Raw genomic sequence first — 15,362 nt, forward strand, 5'->3', positions numbered from 1 at the left:
ATTCCCGCATCCCGCTCCACCGCAGCCGAAACTGCCTCAATGGCTCAGCAGCGCAGGTCGGCGCGGCTACAGTCGCGCGCATGACGTCACCTGTCGTATCGCGTCCACCTGCCACCCTCGTGATCGCCTGGCGCCAGCTGCTGCGGGACTGGCGGGCCGGCGAGTTGCGCTTGCTGATGCTGGCCGTGGCCCTGGCCGTCGCGGCGCTGTGCGCTGTGGCCTTCCTGTCCGACCGCCTCGACCAGGGCCTGCGCCGCGACGCAGCCAAGCTGCTGGGCGGCGATGCAGTCGTTGCCAGTGACCAGCCCACGGCCCCTGCCCTCGTCGACCTGGCCGCCGCCCAGAACCTGACCACCGTGCGCACGGCCACCTTCCCCAGCATGGCGCGCAGCGACGAAGCCCATGGCGGCGAGAGCCGGCTGGTGGCCGTGAAGGCCGTTGGTGCGGGTTATCCGCTGCGCGGCAGCATCAAGCTGCGTGAGGCCCTGCCCGGCCGCAGCGGTGCGCCAGCCGCCGGCGAGGTCTGGGTCGATCCGGCCGTGGCCGATGGCCTCGGACTGAAGCTCGGTGACTCGCTGCTGCTCGGCGACGCGAAGCTGAAGCTCGCCGCGCTGATCGAGACCGAGCCCGACCGCGGCGCTGGGTTCATGAGCTTCGCGCCGCGCGTCATGCTGGCCGAGGCCGACCTCGCCGCCACCCGTCTCGTGCAGCCCGCCAGCCGCCTCACCTACCGCATGGCGGTCGTGCCCGGCCCGGGCGCAGCACCGGGTGCCGTCGGCCGCTTCGTGGCCGGCGCCGAGCAACTCGTCGAGAAGGACAAGCTGCGCGGCGTGCGCCTGGAGTCGTTGGAGTCCGGCCGCCCCGAGATGCGCCAGACGCTGGACCGCGCGGCCCGCTTCCTGCGCCTGGTGGCCATGCTGTCAGCCCTGCTCGCAGCCGTGGCCGTGGCGCTGGCGGCACGCGACTTTGCAGCCCGCCATCTGGACGACTGCGCCATGCTGCGCGTGCTCGGCCAGCCGCAGCGCCGCATCGCCTGGGCGTACGGGCTGGAGTTCCTGCTCGCAGGCCTGAGCGCCAGCGCGGTCGGCGTGCTGGGCGGCCTGGCCCTGCACCAGGTTTTCGTGTCGCTACTGGCCGGGCTGATCGACGTCGACCTGCCACCGCCCAGCATCTGGCCGGCGCTGCTGGGCCTGGGCCTGGGCTTGTCGCTGCTGCTGGGCTTCGGCCTGCCGCCGGTGCTGCAGCTCGCCGCCGTGCCGCCGCTGCGCGTCATCCGCCGCGACCTCGGCGCGCCCAAGGCCGGCTCACTGCTGGTGCTCGGCGCGGGTGTGGCGGGCCTCGCGGCCATCCTCGTCGTGCTGGCAGGCGACGTGAAGCTCGGCGCCATCGCCGCCGCAGGCTTTGCCGCCGCGGTGCTGCTGTTCGCGCTGCTGGCCTGGGCGGCGGTGTGGCTGCTGCGCCGGCTGGTGCCGGTCAATGTCAGCGGTGCGGGCGTGCCGCGCTGGCTGCTGCTGGCCACGCGCCAGGTCGCGGCACGGCCGGGCTTTGCAGTCATGCAGGTGTCCTCGTTGGCCGTTGGCCTGCTGGCGCTGGCGCTGCTGGTGCTGCTGCGCACCGACCTGATCGACAGCTGGCGCCGCGCGACGCCGGCGGCCGCACCGGACCGCTTCGTCATCAACATCCAGCCCGACCAGGCAACAGCCTTTCGCAAGACGCTGACCGACGCCGGCGTGAAGGACTACGACTGGTACCCGATGATCCGCGGCCGCCTGACGGCGATCAACGGCGAGCCGGTGCAGGCCAAGCGCTTTGCCGAGGAACGCGCCCAGCGCCTGGCCGAGCGCGAGTTCAACCTCAGCCACACGGCCGACAAGCCGGCCCACAACCAGATCACCAGCGGCCGCTGGGGTGATGCCAAGCCCGACGAGACCGGCCTGAGCGTCGAAGAAGGCCTGGCCCAGACGCTCGGCCTGAAGCTCGGCGACACGCTGGCCTTCGACATCGCCGGCCAGCCCGTGCAGGGGCGCATCACCAATCTGCGCAAGGTCGATTGGTCGTCCATGCGCGTCAACTTCTTCGTGCTGTTCGAGAAGGCAGAACTGCCCGAACTGCCGTCCACGCAGATCGCCGCCTACCGCAGCCCGCCGGCCACCAAGCTGGACCGCGAGCTGGCGCGCCAGTTCCCCAATCTCACGGTCATCGACGTGTCGGCCCAGCTCAATCAGGTGCAGGGCGTGCTGGACCAGGTCATCCAGGCGGTGCAGTTCCTGTTCAGCTTCACGCTGGCCACCGGCCTGGTCGTGCTGCTGGCGGCCGTGGGCAGCACGCGCGAGGCCCGCACGCGTGAGTTCGCGCTGATGCGGGCCCTGGGCGCGCCGTCGTCGCTGCTGGCCCAGGTGCAGCGCGCCGAGCTGCTGGGTGTCGGCGCCCTGGCCGGCTTCCTGGCCGGCACTGTGGCGCTGGTGCTGGCGGCCCTGCTGGCGCGCTTCGTCTTCGAGTTTGACTGGCACATCAAGCCCTGGGTGCCGCTGGTTGGCGCGGCCTGCGGCGCACTGCTGGCCTGGAGCGCCGGCTGGTGGAGCCTGCGCGGCGTGCTGCAGCGGCCCGTCGTGCAGACGCTGAGGGAGGCCCAGGCCGAATGAAGGCCATGCGGCCGCTGAGCGCCCACGACGTGGGCCGCTACCTGGCGCTGTCGGCGGCCATCGTCGCCGTCTACTACGTGCTGGCGCGGCTGGGCCTGCTGATGGTGCTGCCGCCCTACCAGGTCGCGCCCATCTACCCCGCCGCCGGCTGGGGCCTGGCCGTGCTGCTGGTCTGGGGCCTGCGCTACACGCCGGCGGTGGCTTTGGGATCCTTCATCGTGCAGGCCACGACGATGAACGAACTGAGCGGCGTGCTGCCGCTGGCCCTGGGCATCGGCCTGGGTGCCGCCGCCCAGGCAGTGGCCGGCACGCTGCTGATGCGGCGCTGGTGCGGCCGGCCGCTGGTGCTGGCCTCGCCGCGCGAGATCGCCGGCTATCTGTTCGCGGCGGCGCTGGCGGGCGTCGTCAGCCCAACTTGCGCGAGCTTGGTGCTGAAGGCCTTCGGCGTCATCGCCACCGCGCAGATGGGCCTGGTCTGGACGATCTGGTGGACCGGCGACCTGATGGGCGTGCTCATCGCCACGCCGATCACCTTGGCCCTGATCGGCCAGCCGCGTTCGGCCTGGGCAACGCGGCGCTTCAGCGTCGGCCTGCCGATGCTGCTGACAACGCTGCTCGTGGGCCTGGGCGTGGCCGTCACGATGGAATGGGACCGCCAGCGCAACCGCGCCGACTTCACGCGCGACGCAACCAGCGCCGCCCAGGACCTGGCCGGCCGGCTGCGCGAGCCGCTGCTGGCACTGGAGGGCATGCACGGCCTCGTCAAGGTCAAACCAAGGCCGACGCGCGCGGAGTTCGCCCAAGCGACGAGCGGCTTCCTGACCGAGGAGAGCCCGTTGATCGCGCTGGGCCTGACGCTGCGTGTTGCGCGCGCCGACGTCGACCGCTTCAACGCGGCTGCCGCGGCCGATGCCTTTCCCGGCGGCTACCAGGCGCGCGACCGCCTGCGTGCGGGCGACCTGCGCCCACCGGCGGACGAGGACATGCTGGCCATCCGCCTCATCGAACCGCTGTCGCGCAATGCCGGCGCGCTGGGCGTGAACGTGCGCACCATCCCCGGCGCGCGCGCAGCCATCGAGCGCGCCGCGTCGCTGGGGAAACCGGTGGCGTCGGCGGGCTTCCAGCTGTCGCAGGACAAGGAGGCCGCGGTCGGCGTCGTGGTCTATCAGCCCCTCTACCGGGGCCAGGCGGCGCCCAGCGAGCAGGCCCTGGACGGCGTCGTCTTCGCCACGCTGAGGCCCGACCTGCTGCTGTCGCGCCTGGCGGCCAACTGGCCCGAGCATCTCGGCGCCTGTCTCGTCGACCTGGAGCGCGGCGCGCTCTATCCGCGACTGGGCGGGCGCCTGGGCTGCGAGGCCGTGCAACGTGGGGGCGCCGACCTGCCCCTGGTCAAGATGCCGCTGGAGTTCGGCGGCCGGTCATGGGAGATTCGCATCTATGACCTGCCCGGCTTGGTGCAGGCGCCGGGGCGCAGCTGGGCCTTCGCCCTCGTCGGCCTGCTGGCCACGGCCATGGTGGGCGCGCTGCTGCTGCTGATGTCGGGCCGCACCCAGCATGTCGAGGCGCTGGTGCAGGAACGCACCGCCGCGCTGGAGCGCGAGGTTGCCAACCGCGCCCAGGGCGAACGCGCGCTGAGCCAGAGCGAGCAGCGCTTTCACAGCATCTTCGAGACTGCGCCCATCGGCATCGCCTTCACCGACCTCAACGGCGGCTTCCAGGAGGTCAATGCCCATTTCTGCCATCTGGTCGGCTACACGGCCGAGGCGCTGGCGAACAAGCGCTCCATCGACGTGACCCATGCCGATGACCGTCGTGAGGACATCCGCCTGGCACGCCGGCTGATGCGCGGTGAGATCCCGTTCTACCGCCGCTTGAAGCGCTATATCCGTCCCGACGGCAGCACCGCCCATGCGCGCGTGCTGGTCAGCCTGCTGCGCGGCGCGGACGGCCGGCCGCACCGGCTGGTGGGCATCATCGAGGACATCACCGACCAGCTGCGCATCGAGGAGCTGGACCGCGCCCGCGAGGCCGCCGAGGCGGCCAACCAGGCCAAGAGCGAGTTCCTGTCGCGCATGAGCCATGAGCTGCGCACACCGATGAACGCCATCCTCGGCTTCACGCAGCTGATGCAGATGGACGCCGGTGAACCGCTGGCACCGGGCCAGCGCGCACGCGCCCAGCAGATCGCCCAGGCCGGCTGGCATCTGCTGGAAATGATCAACGACACGCTGGACCTGTCGCGCATCGAGGCAGGCTCGCTGCGCCTGGAGCCTGTGCTGCTGGAGCTGCCGCCGCTGCTGGCCCGGGCCTTGGCGCTGGTGCAAGGTCAAGCCGCAGAGCGCGGCCTGGCCATCAGCCAGCGTATCGACCCGGCCGCCGTGCGCCTCGTCGGCGACCCCACGCGGGTTACCCAAATCCTGACCAACCTGCTCAGCAACGCGGTCAAGTACAACCGCCCAGGCGGCAGCGTCAGCGTCGAGGTGGCTCGACCTGAGCTGGGGTGGGTCGAAATCGCCGTGCGCGACACCGGGCTGGGCCTTACCGAAGAGCAGCGCGCCGCCCTCTTCCAACCTTTCAACCGCCTGGGCCGCGAGCGCAGCGGCCTGCCGGGAACGGGTATCGGCCTGGTCATCAGCCAGCGCCTGGCCGAGATGATGGGCGGCAGCCTGCGCGCCGAAGAGCAGGACGGCCCCGGCGCCTGCTTCGTGCTGAGGCTGCCGGCCAGCGGCGCTGCCGCTGCACTGTCCCAGGAGACGGCCCCGGACGAACCGACCAGCCCGCGCCCCAGCCCCCAGCGGCGCGTGCTCTACGTGGAGGACAACCCGCTCAACGCCGAAGTCATGCGCGGCATCCTGGAGCAGCGGCCCGGCATCGAGCTGGAAGTGGCGCCGACCGTGGAAGCCGGCCTGCGCGCCTTGCGCGAGCGCCCGCCGGCCCTGCTGCTGCTCGACTGGCAGCTGCCCGATGGCGACGGCCTGACGCTGCTGAGCCGCATGCGCGAGCTGGGCCAGCCGCTCCCCCCGGTCGTCGTCGTGTCGGCCAATGCCCAGCCCGAGCAGATCGCCGCCGCCGAGGTGGCGGGCGCCCAGCACTATCTGACCAAGCCGCTGGACGTGCGTGAATTGCTCGCCCTGGTCGATGAATTGTTGGCGCCGGGCTCCGTCGTAGCGGGGGCAGAATGAGGGCCCAGTCCCCAACACGCGTCAGCGCCCGATGAGTTCCACCGATCTCGTTCCCAGCACCGGTGCCCAGGCCGTGCAGGCCCTGGCACGCACCGATGGCCGCCAGTTCCTGACCTTTCGCATCGGCGCAGAGGAATACGGCCTCAACATCCTGCGCGTGCAGGAAATCCGCTCTTACGAGCCGCCCACCCGCGTTGCCAATGCACCGGCCTTCGTCAAGGGCGTCGTCAACCTGCGCGGCGTCATCGTGCCCATCGTGGACCTGCGCATCCGCCTGGGCCAGGCCGGTGAATACAACGCTTTCACCGTCGTCATCGTGCTCAATGTGGCCGGCCGCGTCGTCGGTGTCGTCGTGGATTCGGTGTCCGACGTGCTGGAACTCAGCGCCGACGAGATCAAGCCGCGCCCGGAAGTGGCCGCCGCCCTGGACGCCCGCTTCATCACCGGCCTGGGCAAGCTCGGCGAGCGCATGCTGATCCTGCTGGACATCGAGGCCATGATCAAAAGCCCGGATTTCGGCCTGGTCGACTGAAGGAAAGTTAGCGATCGCTGACTGTTTCACCGTTGGAAACATTGCATTCCAGCACCGTCACGAACTGACTTAGCACTCACTAAACCAGAGTGCTAATATCCTGTTCACCGCGGCATTCCGCGCCGCGGTTTAGCAAGGATTCATGACGATGTCCGCCTCTTCTGCCATTGCCGTCCGCGACCCCTGGGCCATGGTGCCTTCGCTGGGCAATCTGGACGCATACATCTCCGCCGTCAACCGCCTGCCGCTGCTGACGGCCGAGGAAGAAGGGTCCGCCGCGCGCAGCCTGCGCGACAAGGGCGACCTGGAAGCCGCCGGCCGCATGGTGCTGTCGCATCTGCGCCTGGTGGTGGCCATCTCCCGCCAGTACATGGGCTACGGCCTGCCCCAGGGCGACCTGATCCAGGAAGGCAATGTCGGCCTGATGAAGGCCGTCAAGCGCTTCGACCCGGACCAGGGTGTGCGCCTGGTGAGCTATGCCATGCACTGGATCAAGGCCGAGATCCACGAGTACATCCTGAAGAACTGGCGCATGGTCAAGGTCGCGACGACCAAGGCCCAACGCAAGCTGTTCTTCAATCTGCGCTCGATGAAGCACCAGATGAAGGCCGACCAGGCCGACGGCCAGACGCATCGCAACACGCTCACCGAGGCCGAACTGGCCCATGTCGCCAGCACGCTGAACGTCAAGCGCGAGGAAGTGCTGGAGATGGAGACCCGCATGTCGGGCGGCGACGTGGCGCTGGAGCCGCAGACCGACGACGATGGCGAGAGCTTCGCGCCCATCGCCTACCTGGCCGACGACAGCCATGAGCCGACCCGCGTCATCGAGGCGCGTTCGCGCGACGAACTGGCCGGCGACGGCATCCACCGCGCCCTGGACGTGCTGGACGCGCGCAGCCGCCGCATCGTCGAGGAGCGCTGGCTGAAGGTGAACGACGATTCGTCGGGCGGTATGACGCTGCACGAGCTGGCTGCCGAATACGGCGTGTCGGCCGAGCGCATCCGCCAGATCGAGGTGGCGGCGATGAAGAAGATGAAGAAGGCGCTGACCGAAGCGGCCTGATTGACCTCCTCGGCTCCAAGTAAAAGGCCCCTCGGGGCCTTTTCTACTTTTTGGCTTCGGCCAGCAGCAGCTTGATGTCGTCCGCCAGCGGCTGGGCGCCCGAGCCGTAGCGCGCGTAAACGCGCACGCGGCCTTCGGTGTCGAAGATGAAGCTCGCCGCCGTGTGGTCCATCGTGTAGGTCTCGGGTGTCTTGCCCGGCGCCTTGGCGTAGAAGACCTTGAACTCCTTGGCCGCGCCCTTCGTCTGCTCCTCGCTGCCGCGCAGGCCGACAAAGCTGGGATCGAAGCTGGCCAGATAGGCCTTGAGCAGCTGCGCCGTATCGCGCTCCGGGTCGACGGTGACGAAGATGCCCTGCACCTTGTCGCCGTCCGCGCCCAGGCTGCGCTTGACTTCGGCCACCTCGGCCATCGTCGTCGGGCAGACGTCGGGGCATTGGGTGTAGCCGAAGAAGACCACCAGCACCTTGCCCTTGAAGTCAGCCAGCGAGCGGGCGCGGCCGTCCTGGTCGGTCAGGTTCAGCGTGCGGGCGTACTCGGCGCCGGTCAGGTCGATGCCCTTGAAGGCGGGCTTGTCGGGGCTCGCCTTCTGGCAGGCGGCCAGCGACAGTGTGACCAGAGCGGCCAGCGCGAAACGACGGGTGTTCATGCGATGTAGTGGTCGATCAACAGCGCCGCAAAGAGCAGCGACAAATGCCAGATGGAGAACCAGAAGGTCCGCCGCGCCAGCATCTCCGAATACGAGCGCCACAGCCGGAAGGCATAGCCGCAGAAGCCCAGGCCGAGTGCGACGGCGCTGGCGAGGTAGAACCAGCCGCTCATGCCGGTCAGGAAGGGCAGCAGCGTGGCCGCGAACAGCACCCAGGTGTAGAGCAGGATCTGCAGCCGCGTGTAGTCGTTGCCATGCGTGACGGGCAGCATGGGTAGGCCGGCGCGCGCGTAATCTTCAGCGCGGTACAGCGCCAGCGCCCAGAAGTGCGGCGGCGTCCACAGGAAGATGATCAAGCACAGCAGCCAGGGCTCGGGGCCGAGGTCGCCACGCAGCGCGGCCCAGCCCAGCACCGGCGGCATGGCGCCCGAGGCGCCGCCGATGACGATGTTCTGCGGCGTCATCGGCTTCAGGATGACGGTGTAGATGACGGCATAGCCGATGAAGGTGGCGAAGGTCAGCCACATCGTCAACACGTTGACGTAGAAACCCAGCAGCGCCATGCCGGCTGCGCACAGCAGGGCCGAGAAGGTGAGCGTCTGCGTACGGCTGAGCTCACCCTTGGCCGTGGCGCGCCAGGCGGTGCGCTTCATGCGCGCGTCGATGCCGTCCTCGATGAGGCAGTTGAAGGCGGCCGCAGCGCCGGCGACCAGCCAGATGCCAGCGACGGCGGCAAGCATGGTGAGGGCCTGTTCCGGCGAGGGCAGGCCGGGCACGGCCAGGGCCATGCCGATGGCTGCGCAGAAGACGATGAGCTGGACGACGCGCGGCTTGGTCAGCTGGTAGAACTGCTGCCAGCGCGGGCTGTGCACGAAGGCGCTGGCGGTGGACGTGGAGGCCATGGTCAAGTTTGCGCCCTCAGGCGCGCGAGCAAGATGGTGAGCAGGGCTAGCAGCAGAGCGGCGCCAGCGGTGTGGGCGAGGGCAGCCACGATAGGCCAGTCGAGCACGACATTGGACAGGCCGGAGGCGAGCTGCCAGCCAGCCGCGGCGAGCAGCCAGTTGGACCAGTTCGCCGCATGCCGACGCAGCCGCCAGGCCAGTGCCAGGATGGCCGCAAAGACGACGCCCGCGCCGATGCGATGGGCCGTGTGGATGGCGGCCAGCGCCTCGAACCCGAGCCAGCCGCCGTCGGCGCGCTGGCCCAGTGCGCGCCAGAGCTGAAAGCCCTGCGCGAAGTCCAGTTGCGGCCACCACTGGCCGCCGTGGCAGGTGGGGAATTCGTCGCAGGCCAGCACGGCGTAATTCGTGCTGACCCAGCCGCCAAGGGCGACCTGGACAAGTGCAAGCACAAGGACGACGGCGACCGCACGGCGCAACGCCGACGGCGCGATGATCGGCCGCGGCTCGTAGGCCTCGTGCTGCCAGGCGAGCAGCATCAAGAGGCCGATGCCGAGCAGCAGGTGCAGCGTGACGATGGCCGGGAAGAGCTTCATCGTGACCGTCAGCGCGCCGAAGGCCCCCTGCACGCAGACCCAGGCCAGCGTCAGCGTCGGCAGCCAGGGCGATGGTGCGGTCTCTGCGCCCCGCCGCTTCAGCCGCCAACTCAGCGCAGCCATGACGAGGATGAGCAGGCCCACGCCGCTGGCCAGATAGCGGTGAACCATCTCGATCCAGGCTTTGCCGTGCGTGACCGGGCCGGTGGGCATCGCGGTCTGGGCGGCCTCGATGTGGTCGTGGGCGCCGGCCGGGCTTGCAGCGCTGTAGCAACCCGGCCAGTCCGGGCAGCCCAGGCCCGAATCGGTCAGGCGCGTGAAGGCGCCGAAGACGATGAGGTCGAAGGTCAGGAACAGCGTCAGCAGGGTCAGCGCGCGCAGCCGCCCTGCCGGCGTCGCGCTTCGCGAGCGCTGGCGCCACCAGAGCAGTGGGCCGATGGCGACCGCGCCGCCGATGGCGGCGACCTGGCCAAGAGGGACCAGCAGGTCGTTCATCGGCCTGCCGTATCCCAGCTGGCGCTGGCGCGCAGCAGCCTGTCGAGATCGGCTTTGAGCTTCTTGGGCTCGGGCTCGGCAGGGGCGCGCTCCATCCAGTTGCCCATGGGGTCGACGATGTAGAAATGGTCGGCCAGCGCCTTGCCCGAGGCGGGTTTGAGCCAGGCATCCAACCGGTCCCTGGGCACGCGCAGCACGGTCACTTCGGCGCCCTTCTGACTGACGGCAGCCATCACTTCGGGGCGCGGCGTGCCGGTATCGGGAATGAGCCAGAGCTTGTCCACGCGCGCCCGCTCCTTGCCCAGCATCTCGCGCAGTTGGCGCTGCACGAAGAGCTGCTGTTCGCAGGCGGCCGGGCAGTCGGAACCGTGCACGACGGCCAGCAGCCATTGACCCCGCAAGGAAGCCGGCGCGACCGCCCTGCCCTGCAGGTCGGTGAGCGGCAGGTCGGCAGGCATGTCGACGGCAGGCGCGATCAGTTCGCCATAGGCCGAGCCGCTGGGCCTGACGACGTAGAAGGTGAAGTAGGAGGCGACGACCGGCGCCGCGCACATGGCCAGCACCAGCAGCATCTTCCAGCGGCCGACGCGCTGCTGCCCCGTCGTGCCGGGATCGGGCAGGCTGTGCACCGCGAAGCTCAGCGGTTCAGGACTGCTGACGGCGGAGCCGGGGACGGATGAGTTGGAACCAGACATAGAGACCGACGATCAGCGCGCAGAGCGCAAACCATTGAAAGGCATAGCCATAGTGTTTTTGCAGGCCGAGGTCGGGCGCTGGCCAATGGCGCAGCAACGTGTCGTCGGGCGAATCGGTGGCGGTCTGCACGACGGTCAGCGGCAAGAGCTTCAGGCCGGACTCGACGGCGAAGGCCGCAGGGTCGAGATTTTGCCGGATCGTGCCGGCCGACCCTTCGCCCAGCTCGTAAAGCCGGGAGGGCGACGTCGCCAGCCGCCCTTCGACGGCAACCTCGCCGGGCGGCGTGAGCAAGGGGGGCAGCTGCTGGCGGTCGAGTTGATTGCGCGGCGCCCAGCCGCGCTGTACCAGGACGACGTCGTCGCGGCCCGCCAGGCGCAGCGGCGTGACGACGAAGAAGCCCGTGCGGCCGTCCATGGGCCGGTTGTCCAGCCAGATCGTGCGTTCGGCCATCCAGGTGCCACGCAGGGCCACACGGCGGTGCAGTTGGCCTTCGCCGCCCAACTCGGCCTCGGTGAGCGCCGGCTTGTCGGCTTCGGCCTCGATGGCTGCTTGCAACGCGATCTTCTGCGCGGCACGGTCAAGCTGCCAGACGCCGAGCCGCGCCGTCAGCGCGGCGCCCACCAGGCCCGCCAACAGCACCAGCCAGCGCCTACCGCTCATGCAAGACCCCGAGCGGATAATTCGACACCATGAAATTCGTGATCCTGATCGCCTTCATCGGCATCCTTGGCGCGCTCGGCGCGGCCGGCTTCTTCATGCTGCGCAAAGGCGGCAACAAGAAAAGCCCCAACATGGCCCGTGCGCTGGCGGTGCGGGTCGCCGTGTCGGTGACGCTGTTCCTGGTCATCCTGCTGAGCTGGAAGATGGGCTGGATACAGCCGACCGGACTGCCGGTGAAATCCTGAGCTTCAACAACAAAAAAGCGCCGCTGCTGCGGCGCTTTCTCATTGCGAGACCGGGAAGTCACATCCAGTAGACGATGACGTACAGGCCCAGCCACACCACGTCCACGAAGTGCCAGTACCAGGCGGCGCCTTCGAAGCCGAAGTGGCGCTCCGGCGTGAAGTGGCCCTTCATCAGGCGGATGGTGATGAACAGCAGCATCAGTGCGCCCACGCAGACGTGAAAGCCGTGGAAGCCGGTCAGCATGAAGAAGGTCGAGCCGTAGATGCCGGAGGTCAGCTTGAGGTTGAGCTCGGTGTAGGCGTGGTGGTATTCATAGGCCTGGAAGCCGACGAAGGTCGCGCCCAGCAGCACGGTGATCCACATCCACAGGATGGTCTTGCCGCGGTTGCCGGCGATCAGCGCGTGGTGGGCGATGGTCAGCGTGACACCGGAAGTCAGCAGCAGTGCCGTGTTGATCGTCGGAATGGGCCAGGGGCCCATGGTGCTGAAAGCCTCGACGGTGCCCGCCGGCGCAGCGGTAAAGCCGGGCGCCGTGCTGGGCCAGATGGCCTTGAAGTCGGGCCACAGCAAGGCGTTTTCCAGGCTGCCAAGCACCGGCACCGAGTACAGGCGGGACCAGAACAGCGCGCCGAAGAAGGCGGCGAAGAACATCACCTCCGAGAAGATGAACCAGCCCATGCTCCAGCGGAACGAGACATCGATGCGGTCGCTGTACAAGCCGCCTTCGCTCTCGCCGATGGCCTGGCGGAACCATTGCTGCAGCACGAAGGCCCAGAAGGCCAGGCCGCCGAACAGCGAGTACATGCCCCAGCCATGGCCGTTGACCCACTGGCCCGCGCCGAGGATGACGAAGAACAGGCCGATCGCGGCCATCACCGGATGCCGTGAAGGCGCCGGGACGAAGTAGTACGGGGTCTTGCCCGGGGTAGTCGCTGCCGACATGTTGTTCTCCTAGTACTCGCTCGTTCTGAACTCTGTTGCGGCTCGGGCCCTCAGGCCCCGGCCACGCCACTGCTGATGACCCAACGGACCAGCAGCACCAGCACCAATACAAACAGGGCGGCGCCAAGCACGCCCGCGATCAATACATGCACCGGGTTGAGCTTGGCCATGTCGTTCTCATGGTCCTTGCCCCGGCGCACGCCGAAAAAACTCCAGGCCACAGCCGAGATCGTCTGGGCGAACGAGGCCTTGCGACCCACCGCTTCCTTCAGATCTTGGCCGGGCTTGCTCACAGCGCGGATCCCGCACCCTGGGGTGCCTGGCCGAGCTTCACACCGCCCTTGCCCGCCACCTCGAAGAAGGTGTAGGACAGGGTGATGGTCTTCACATCCTTGGGCAGCTTGGAGTCGATGACGAACACGACCGGCCACTGCTTGCTCTCGCCCGGCTTCAGCGTGTACTCGTTGAAGCAGAAGCATTCGAGCTTGTTGAAATGCGCACTCGCCTGCATCGGCGCATAGCTGGGGATCGCCTGGGCGGCCATGGTGCGGTCCTGCACGTTGCGGAACTCGTACATGACCTGGGTCAGTTCGCCCGGGTGCACCGTCAGATGGCGCACCGCCGGCTTGAAGTCCCAGGGGCCGCGGGCATTGGTGTCGAACTCGACCGTGATTTCACGGCTGAAGTCGATCTGGCCGTTGCCGTCGGCGATGCCTTTGGCCGAAAGCGCGGTCTGGCGCTCGGCCAGCGACAGCACGTTGATGCCCAGCGCATTGCAGATGGCCTTGTACAGCGGCACCAGCGCGTAACCGAAGCCGAACATCAACGCGACCACCACCGCCAGCTTCATGACGAGCTGCCGGTTGTCGCGATGCAGAGCGGCCAGGAAGCGCATGTCAGTGCCGCCCGGCCGCCCGAAGGCGCTGACGCGCCCCCTCGGGGGGCAGCAAACGAAGTGCGCGTGGGGGCTTCATCATGTCAGTGAGCCAGCAGCACCATCTTCGTGACGAAGCCGATGCCGAAAATCAAGGCAATCGACAGCAGGATCAATCCCAGCCGTCGGTTGGCTTTGCGCTGTTCGGGCGTCATGGCCATCAGGCGACGATCTTGGTGGCCGAAGCGTTCAGCTTGGGCGGCTCTTCGAAGGTGTGGAAGGGCGCCGGCGACGGCACTTCCCACTCCAGGCCTTCGGCGGCTTCCCAGGGCTTCTGCGCCGCCTTCTCACCCTTGCCGCGCATGGCCGGCACGACGACGAACAGGAAGAAGTAGACCTGCATCAGGCCGAAGCCGAAGGCGCCGATGGATGCAATCGCGTTGAAGTCGGCGAACTGCATCGGGTAGTCGGCATAGCGACGCGGCATGCCGGCCAGACCCAGGAAGTGCATCGGGAAGAAGGTGATGTTGAAGAAGATCAGCGAACCCCAGAAGTGGATCTTGCCGCGGGTCTCCGAATACATCACGCCGGTCCACTTCGGCGACCAGTAGTAGTAGCCGGCGAACATGCCGTACAGCGAGCCGGCCACCAGCACGTAGTGGAAGTGGGCCACGACGTAGTAGGTGTCCTGCAGCTGGATGTCGACCGGTGCCATCGCCAGGATCAGGCCGGTGAAGCCGCCCATCGTGAACACGAAGATGAAGCCGACGGCGAACAGCATCGGCGTCTCGAAGGTCATCGAGCCGCGCCACATCGTCGCCAGCCAGTTGAAGATCTTCACGCCCGTGGGCACGGCGATCAGCATGGTCGCGTACATGAAGAACAGCTGGCCCGTCACCGGCATGCCGGTGGCGAACATGTGGTGAGCCCAGACGATGAAGGACAGGATGGCGATCGACGCCGTCGCGTACACCATGGAGGCGTAGCCGAACAGGCGCTTGCGGGCGAAGGCCGGCACGATCTGGCTGACGATGCCGAAAGCCGGCAAGATCATGATGTAGACCTCGGGGTGGCCGAAGAACCAGAAGATGTGCTGGTACATGACCGGGTCGCCGCCGCCAGCCGGGTTGAAGAAGGCGGTGCCGAAGTGGCGGTCGGTCAGCGTCATCGTGATGGCGCCGGCCAGCACGGGCATGACGGCGATCAGCAGGTAGGCCGTGATCAGCCAGGTCCAGGCGAACATCGGCATCTTCATCAGCGTCATGCCGGGGGCGCGCATGTTGAGGATGGTGACGATGATGTTGATGGAGCCCATGATGGACGAGGCGCCCATGATGTGCATCGCGAAGATGCCGGCGTCCATCGACGGGCCCATCTGCAGCGTCAGCGGCGCGTAGAGCGTCCAGCCCGCAGCCGGGGCGCCGCCGGGCATGAAGAAGCTGCCCACCAGCATGATGGCCGCGGGGATCAGCAGCCAGAAGCTGAAGTTGTTCATCCGCGCGAAAGCCATGTCGGCCGCGCCGATCTGCAGCGGGATCATCCAGTTCGCGAAGCCGACGAAGGCCGGCATGATGGCGCCGAACACCATGATCAGACCGTGCATGGTCGTGAACTGGTTGAAGAGTTCGGGGTTGAAGAACTGCAGGCCCGGCTGGAACAGCTCGGCGCGGATGCACAGGGCCAGGATGCCGCCGATCATCAGCATCGTGAAGGAGAACAGCAGGTAGAGGGTGCCGATGTCCTTGTGGTTGGTCGCGAACACCCAGCGGCGCCAGCCGTGGGGTGCGTGGTGATCATCGTGGTGGTCGTGATCGTGGGCGTGGCCGTCATGGCCACCGACCGCGCCGTGGGGGGGGAGCACTGCACTCATGTGATTTCCTCTGATT

15 protein-coding genes are annotated in these 15,362 nt (G+C 68.2%); 5 read left to right on the forward strand and 10 right to left on the reverse strand.

Annotation, left to right across the window (positions count from 1 at the left end):
- Positions 1-80: 80 nt before the first annotated feature.
- From ACXJKJ_RS17555 to rpoH, 4 genes are all read left to right on the forward strand, one after another.
- Positions 81-2,642, forward strand: coding sequence for an ABC transporter permease (locus tag ACXJKJ_RS17555; protein ID WP_457391316.1), 2,562 nt, complete (start codon positions 81-83; stop codon positions 2,640-2,642).
- Between the two features lie 5 nt (positions 2,643-2,647).
- Entirely contained in the window at positions 2,648-5,824 is a 3,177-nt protein-coding gene (locus ACXJKJ_RS17560) for a CHASE domain-containing protein (RefSeq protein WP_457391317.1), read from the forward strand.
- A gap of 31 nt (positions 5,825-5,855) precedes the next feature.
- The gene (locus ACXJKJ_RS17565; protein ID WP_056199375.1) at positions 5,856-6,356 is read left to right on the forward strand and encodes a chemotaxis protein CheW; all 501 of its coding nucleotides are present in this window, start codon (positions 5,856-5,858) and stop codon (positions 6,354-6,356) included.
- Between the two features lie 148 nt (positions 6,357-6,504).
- A complete protein-coding gene (gene rpoH / locus ACXJKJ_RS17570; protein WP_394326329.1) occupies positions 6,505-7,422 on the forward strand; it encodes an RNA polymerase sigma factor RpoH in 918 nt (305 codons plus the stop codon).
- A 43-nt stretch (positions 7,423-7,465) separates the two neighbouring features.
- Here the strand turns inward: rpoH and ACXJKJ_RS17575 are convergent, their stop codons facing one another.
- From ACXJKJ_RS17575 to ACXJKJ_RS17595, 5 genes are read right to left on the reverse strand one after another with little or no spacing between them, the layout of a single operon-like run.
- Positions 7,466-8,068, reverse strand: coding sequence for an SCO family protein (locus ACXJKJ_RS17575; RefSeq protein WP_457391319.1), 603 nt, complete (start codon positions 8,066-8,068; stop codon positions 7,466-7,468).
- Positions 8,065-8,970, reverse strand: a complete 906-nt coding sequence (gene cyoE, locus ACXJKJ_RS17580; RefSeq protein WP_056199384.1) for a heme o synthase — start codon at positions 8,968-8,970, stop codon at positions 8,065-8,067. Before cyoE ends, ACXJKJ_RS17575 begins: the two co-directional genes overlap by 4 nt.
- 2 nt (positions 8,971-8,972) lie before the next feature.
- The gene (locus ACXJKJ_RS17585) at positions 8,973-10,058 is read right to left on the reverse strand and encodes a COX15/CtaA family protein (RefSeq protein ID WP_457325419.1); all 1,086 of its coding nucleotides are present in this window, start codon (positions 10,056-10,058) and stop codon (positions 8,973-8,975) included.
- The gene (locus ACXJKJ_RS17590) at positions 10,055-10,687 is read right to left on the reverse strand and encodes an SCO family protein (RefSeq protein ID WP_327082885.1); all 633 of its coding nucleotides are present in this window, start codon (positions 10,685-10,687) and stop codon (positions 10,055-10,057) included. The genes ACXJKJ_RS17585 and ACXJKJ_RS17590 overlap by 4 nt, the downstream gene beginning before the upstream one ends.
- 16 nt (positions 10,688-10,703) lie before the next feature.
- The gene (locus ACXJKJ_RS17595; protein ID WP_457391320.1) at positions 10,704-11,375 is read right to left on the reverse strand and encodes an SURF1 family protein; all 672 of its coding nucleotides are present in this window, start codon (positions 11,373-11,375) and stop codon (positions 10,704-10,706) included.
- A 68-nt stretch (positions 11,376-11,443) separates the two neighbouring features.
- Here ACXJKJ_RS17595 and ACXJKJ_RS17600 point away from each other — a divergent pair, with 68 nt between their 5' ends.
- A complete protein-coding gene (locus tag ACXJKJ_RS17600) occupies positions 11,444-11,659 on the forward strand; it encodes a DUF2909 domain-containing protein (protein WP_457391322.1) in 216 nt (71 codons plus the stop codon).
- A gap of 58 nt (positions 11,660-11,717) precedes the next feature.
- On the opposite strand, the gene ACXJKJ_RS17605 is transcribed toward ACXJKJ_RS17600, so the two are convergent.
- The 5 genes from ACXJKJ_RS17605 to ctaD all read right to left on the reverse strand — a co-directional run bounded on the left by ACXJKJ_RS17605 (position 11,718) and on the right by ctaD (position 15,346).
- Positions 11,718-12,602 (reverse strand): cytochrome c oxidase subunit 3, encoded by an 885-nt coding sequence (locus tag ACXJKJ_RS17605; RefSeq protein ID WP_056199399.1) that lies wholly within the window; start codon positions 12,600-12,602, stop codon positions 11,718-11,720.
- 50 nt (positions 12,603-12,652) lie between these two features.
- A complete protein-coding gene (locus tag ACXJKJ_RS17610) occupies positions 12,653-12,895 on the reverse strand; it encodes a DUF2970 domain-containing protein (RefSeq protein WP_457391324.1) in 243 nt (80 codons plus the stop codon).
- Complete coding sequence (locus tag ACXJKJ_RS17615) at positions 12,892-13,497, reverse strand: cytochrome c oxidase assembly protein (RefSeq protein WP_457391326.1); 606 nt, start codon at positions 13,495-13,497, stop codon at positions 12,892-12,894. The genes ACXJKJ_RS17610 and ACXJKJ_RS17615 overlap by 4 nt, the downstream gene beginning before the upstream one ends.
- An 83-nt stretch (positions 13,498-13,580) precedes the next feature.
- The gene (locus ACXJKJ_RS17620) at positions 13,581-13,697 is read right to left on the reverse strand and encodes a cytochrome oxidase small assembly protein (RefSeq protein ID WP_394326330.1); all 117 of its coding nucleotides are present in this window, start codon (positions 13,695-13,697) and stop codon (positions 13,581-13,583) included.
- Positions 13,697-15,346, reverse strand: a complete 1,650-nt coding sequence (gene ctaD, locus ACXJKJ_RS17625) for a cytochrome c oxidase subunit I (protein ID WP_457391328.1) — start codon at positions 15,344-15,346, stop codon at positions 13,697-13,699. Before ctaD ends, ACXJKJ_RS17620 begins: the two co-directional genes overlap by 1 nt.
- Between the last annotated feature and the right edge of the window lie 16 nt (positions 15,347-15,362).

Source organism: Roseateles sp. P5_E1, from assembly GCF_054049335.1.

Excerpts from the sequence above, each read along its gene's own strand:
- ctaD (WP_457391328.1), bottom strand. The coding sequence starts at position 15,346 with ATGAGTGCAGTGCTCCCCCCCCACGGCGCGGTCGGTGGCCATGACGGC.
- ACXJKJ_RS17600 (WP_457391322.1), top strand. The coding sequence starts at position 11,444 with ATGAAATTCGTGATCCTGATCGCCTTCATCGGCATCCTTGGCGCGCTC.
- ACXJKJ_RS17615 (WP_457391326.1), bottom strand. The coding sequence starts at position 13,497 with ATGCGCTTCCTGGCCGCTCTGCATCGCGACAACCGGCAGCTCGTCATG.
- ACXJKJ_RS17560 (WP_457391317.1), top strand. The coding sequence starts at position 2,648 with ATGCGGCCGCTGAGCGCCCACGACGTGGGCCGCTACCTGGCGCTGTCG.
- ACXJKJ_RS17620 (WP_394326330.1), bottom strand. The coding sequence starts at position 13,697 with ATGGCCATGACGCCCGAACAGCGCAAAGCCAACCGACGGCTGGGATTG.
- ACXJKJ_RS17605 (WP_056199399.1), bottom strand. The coding sequence starts at position 12,602 with ATGTCGGCAGCGACTACCCCGGGCAAGACCCCGTACTACTTCGTCCCG.
- rpoH (WP_394326329.1), top strand. The coding sequence starts at position 6,505 with ATGTCCGCCTCTTCTGCCATTGCCGTCCGCGACCCCTGGGCCATGGTG.
- ACXJKJ_RS17585 (WP_457325419.1), bottom strand. The coding sequence starts at position 10,058 with ATGAACGACCTGCTGGTCCCTCTTGGCCAGGTCGCCGCCATCGGCGGC.
- cyoE (WP_056199384.1), bottom strand. The coding sequence starts at position 8,970 with ATGGCCTCCACGTCCACCGCCAGCGCCTTCGTGCACAGCCCGCGCTGG.
- ACXJKJ_RS17555 (WP_457391316.1), top strand. The coding sequence starts at position 81 with ATGACGTCACCTGTCGTATCGCGTCCACCTGCCACCCTCGTGATCGCC.
- ACXJKJ_RS17565 (WP_056199375.1), top strand. The coding sequence starts at position 5,856 with ATGAGTTCCACCGATCTCGTTCCCAGCACCGGTGCCCAGGCCGTGCAG.
- ACXJKJ_RS17575 (WP_457391319.1), bottom strand. The coding sequence starts at position 8,068 with ATGAACACCCGTCGTTTCGCGCTGGCCGCTCTGGTCACACTGTCGCTG.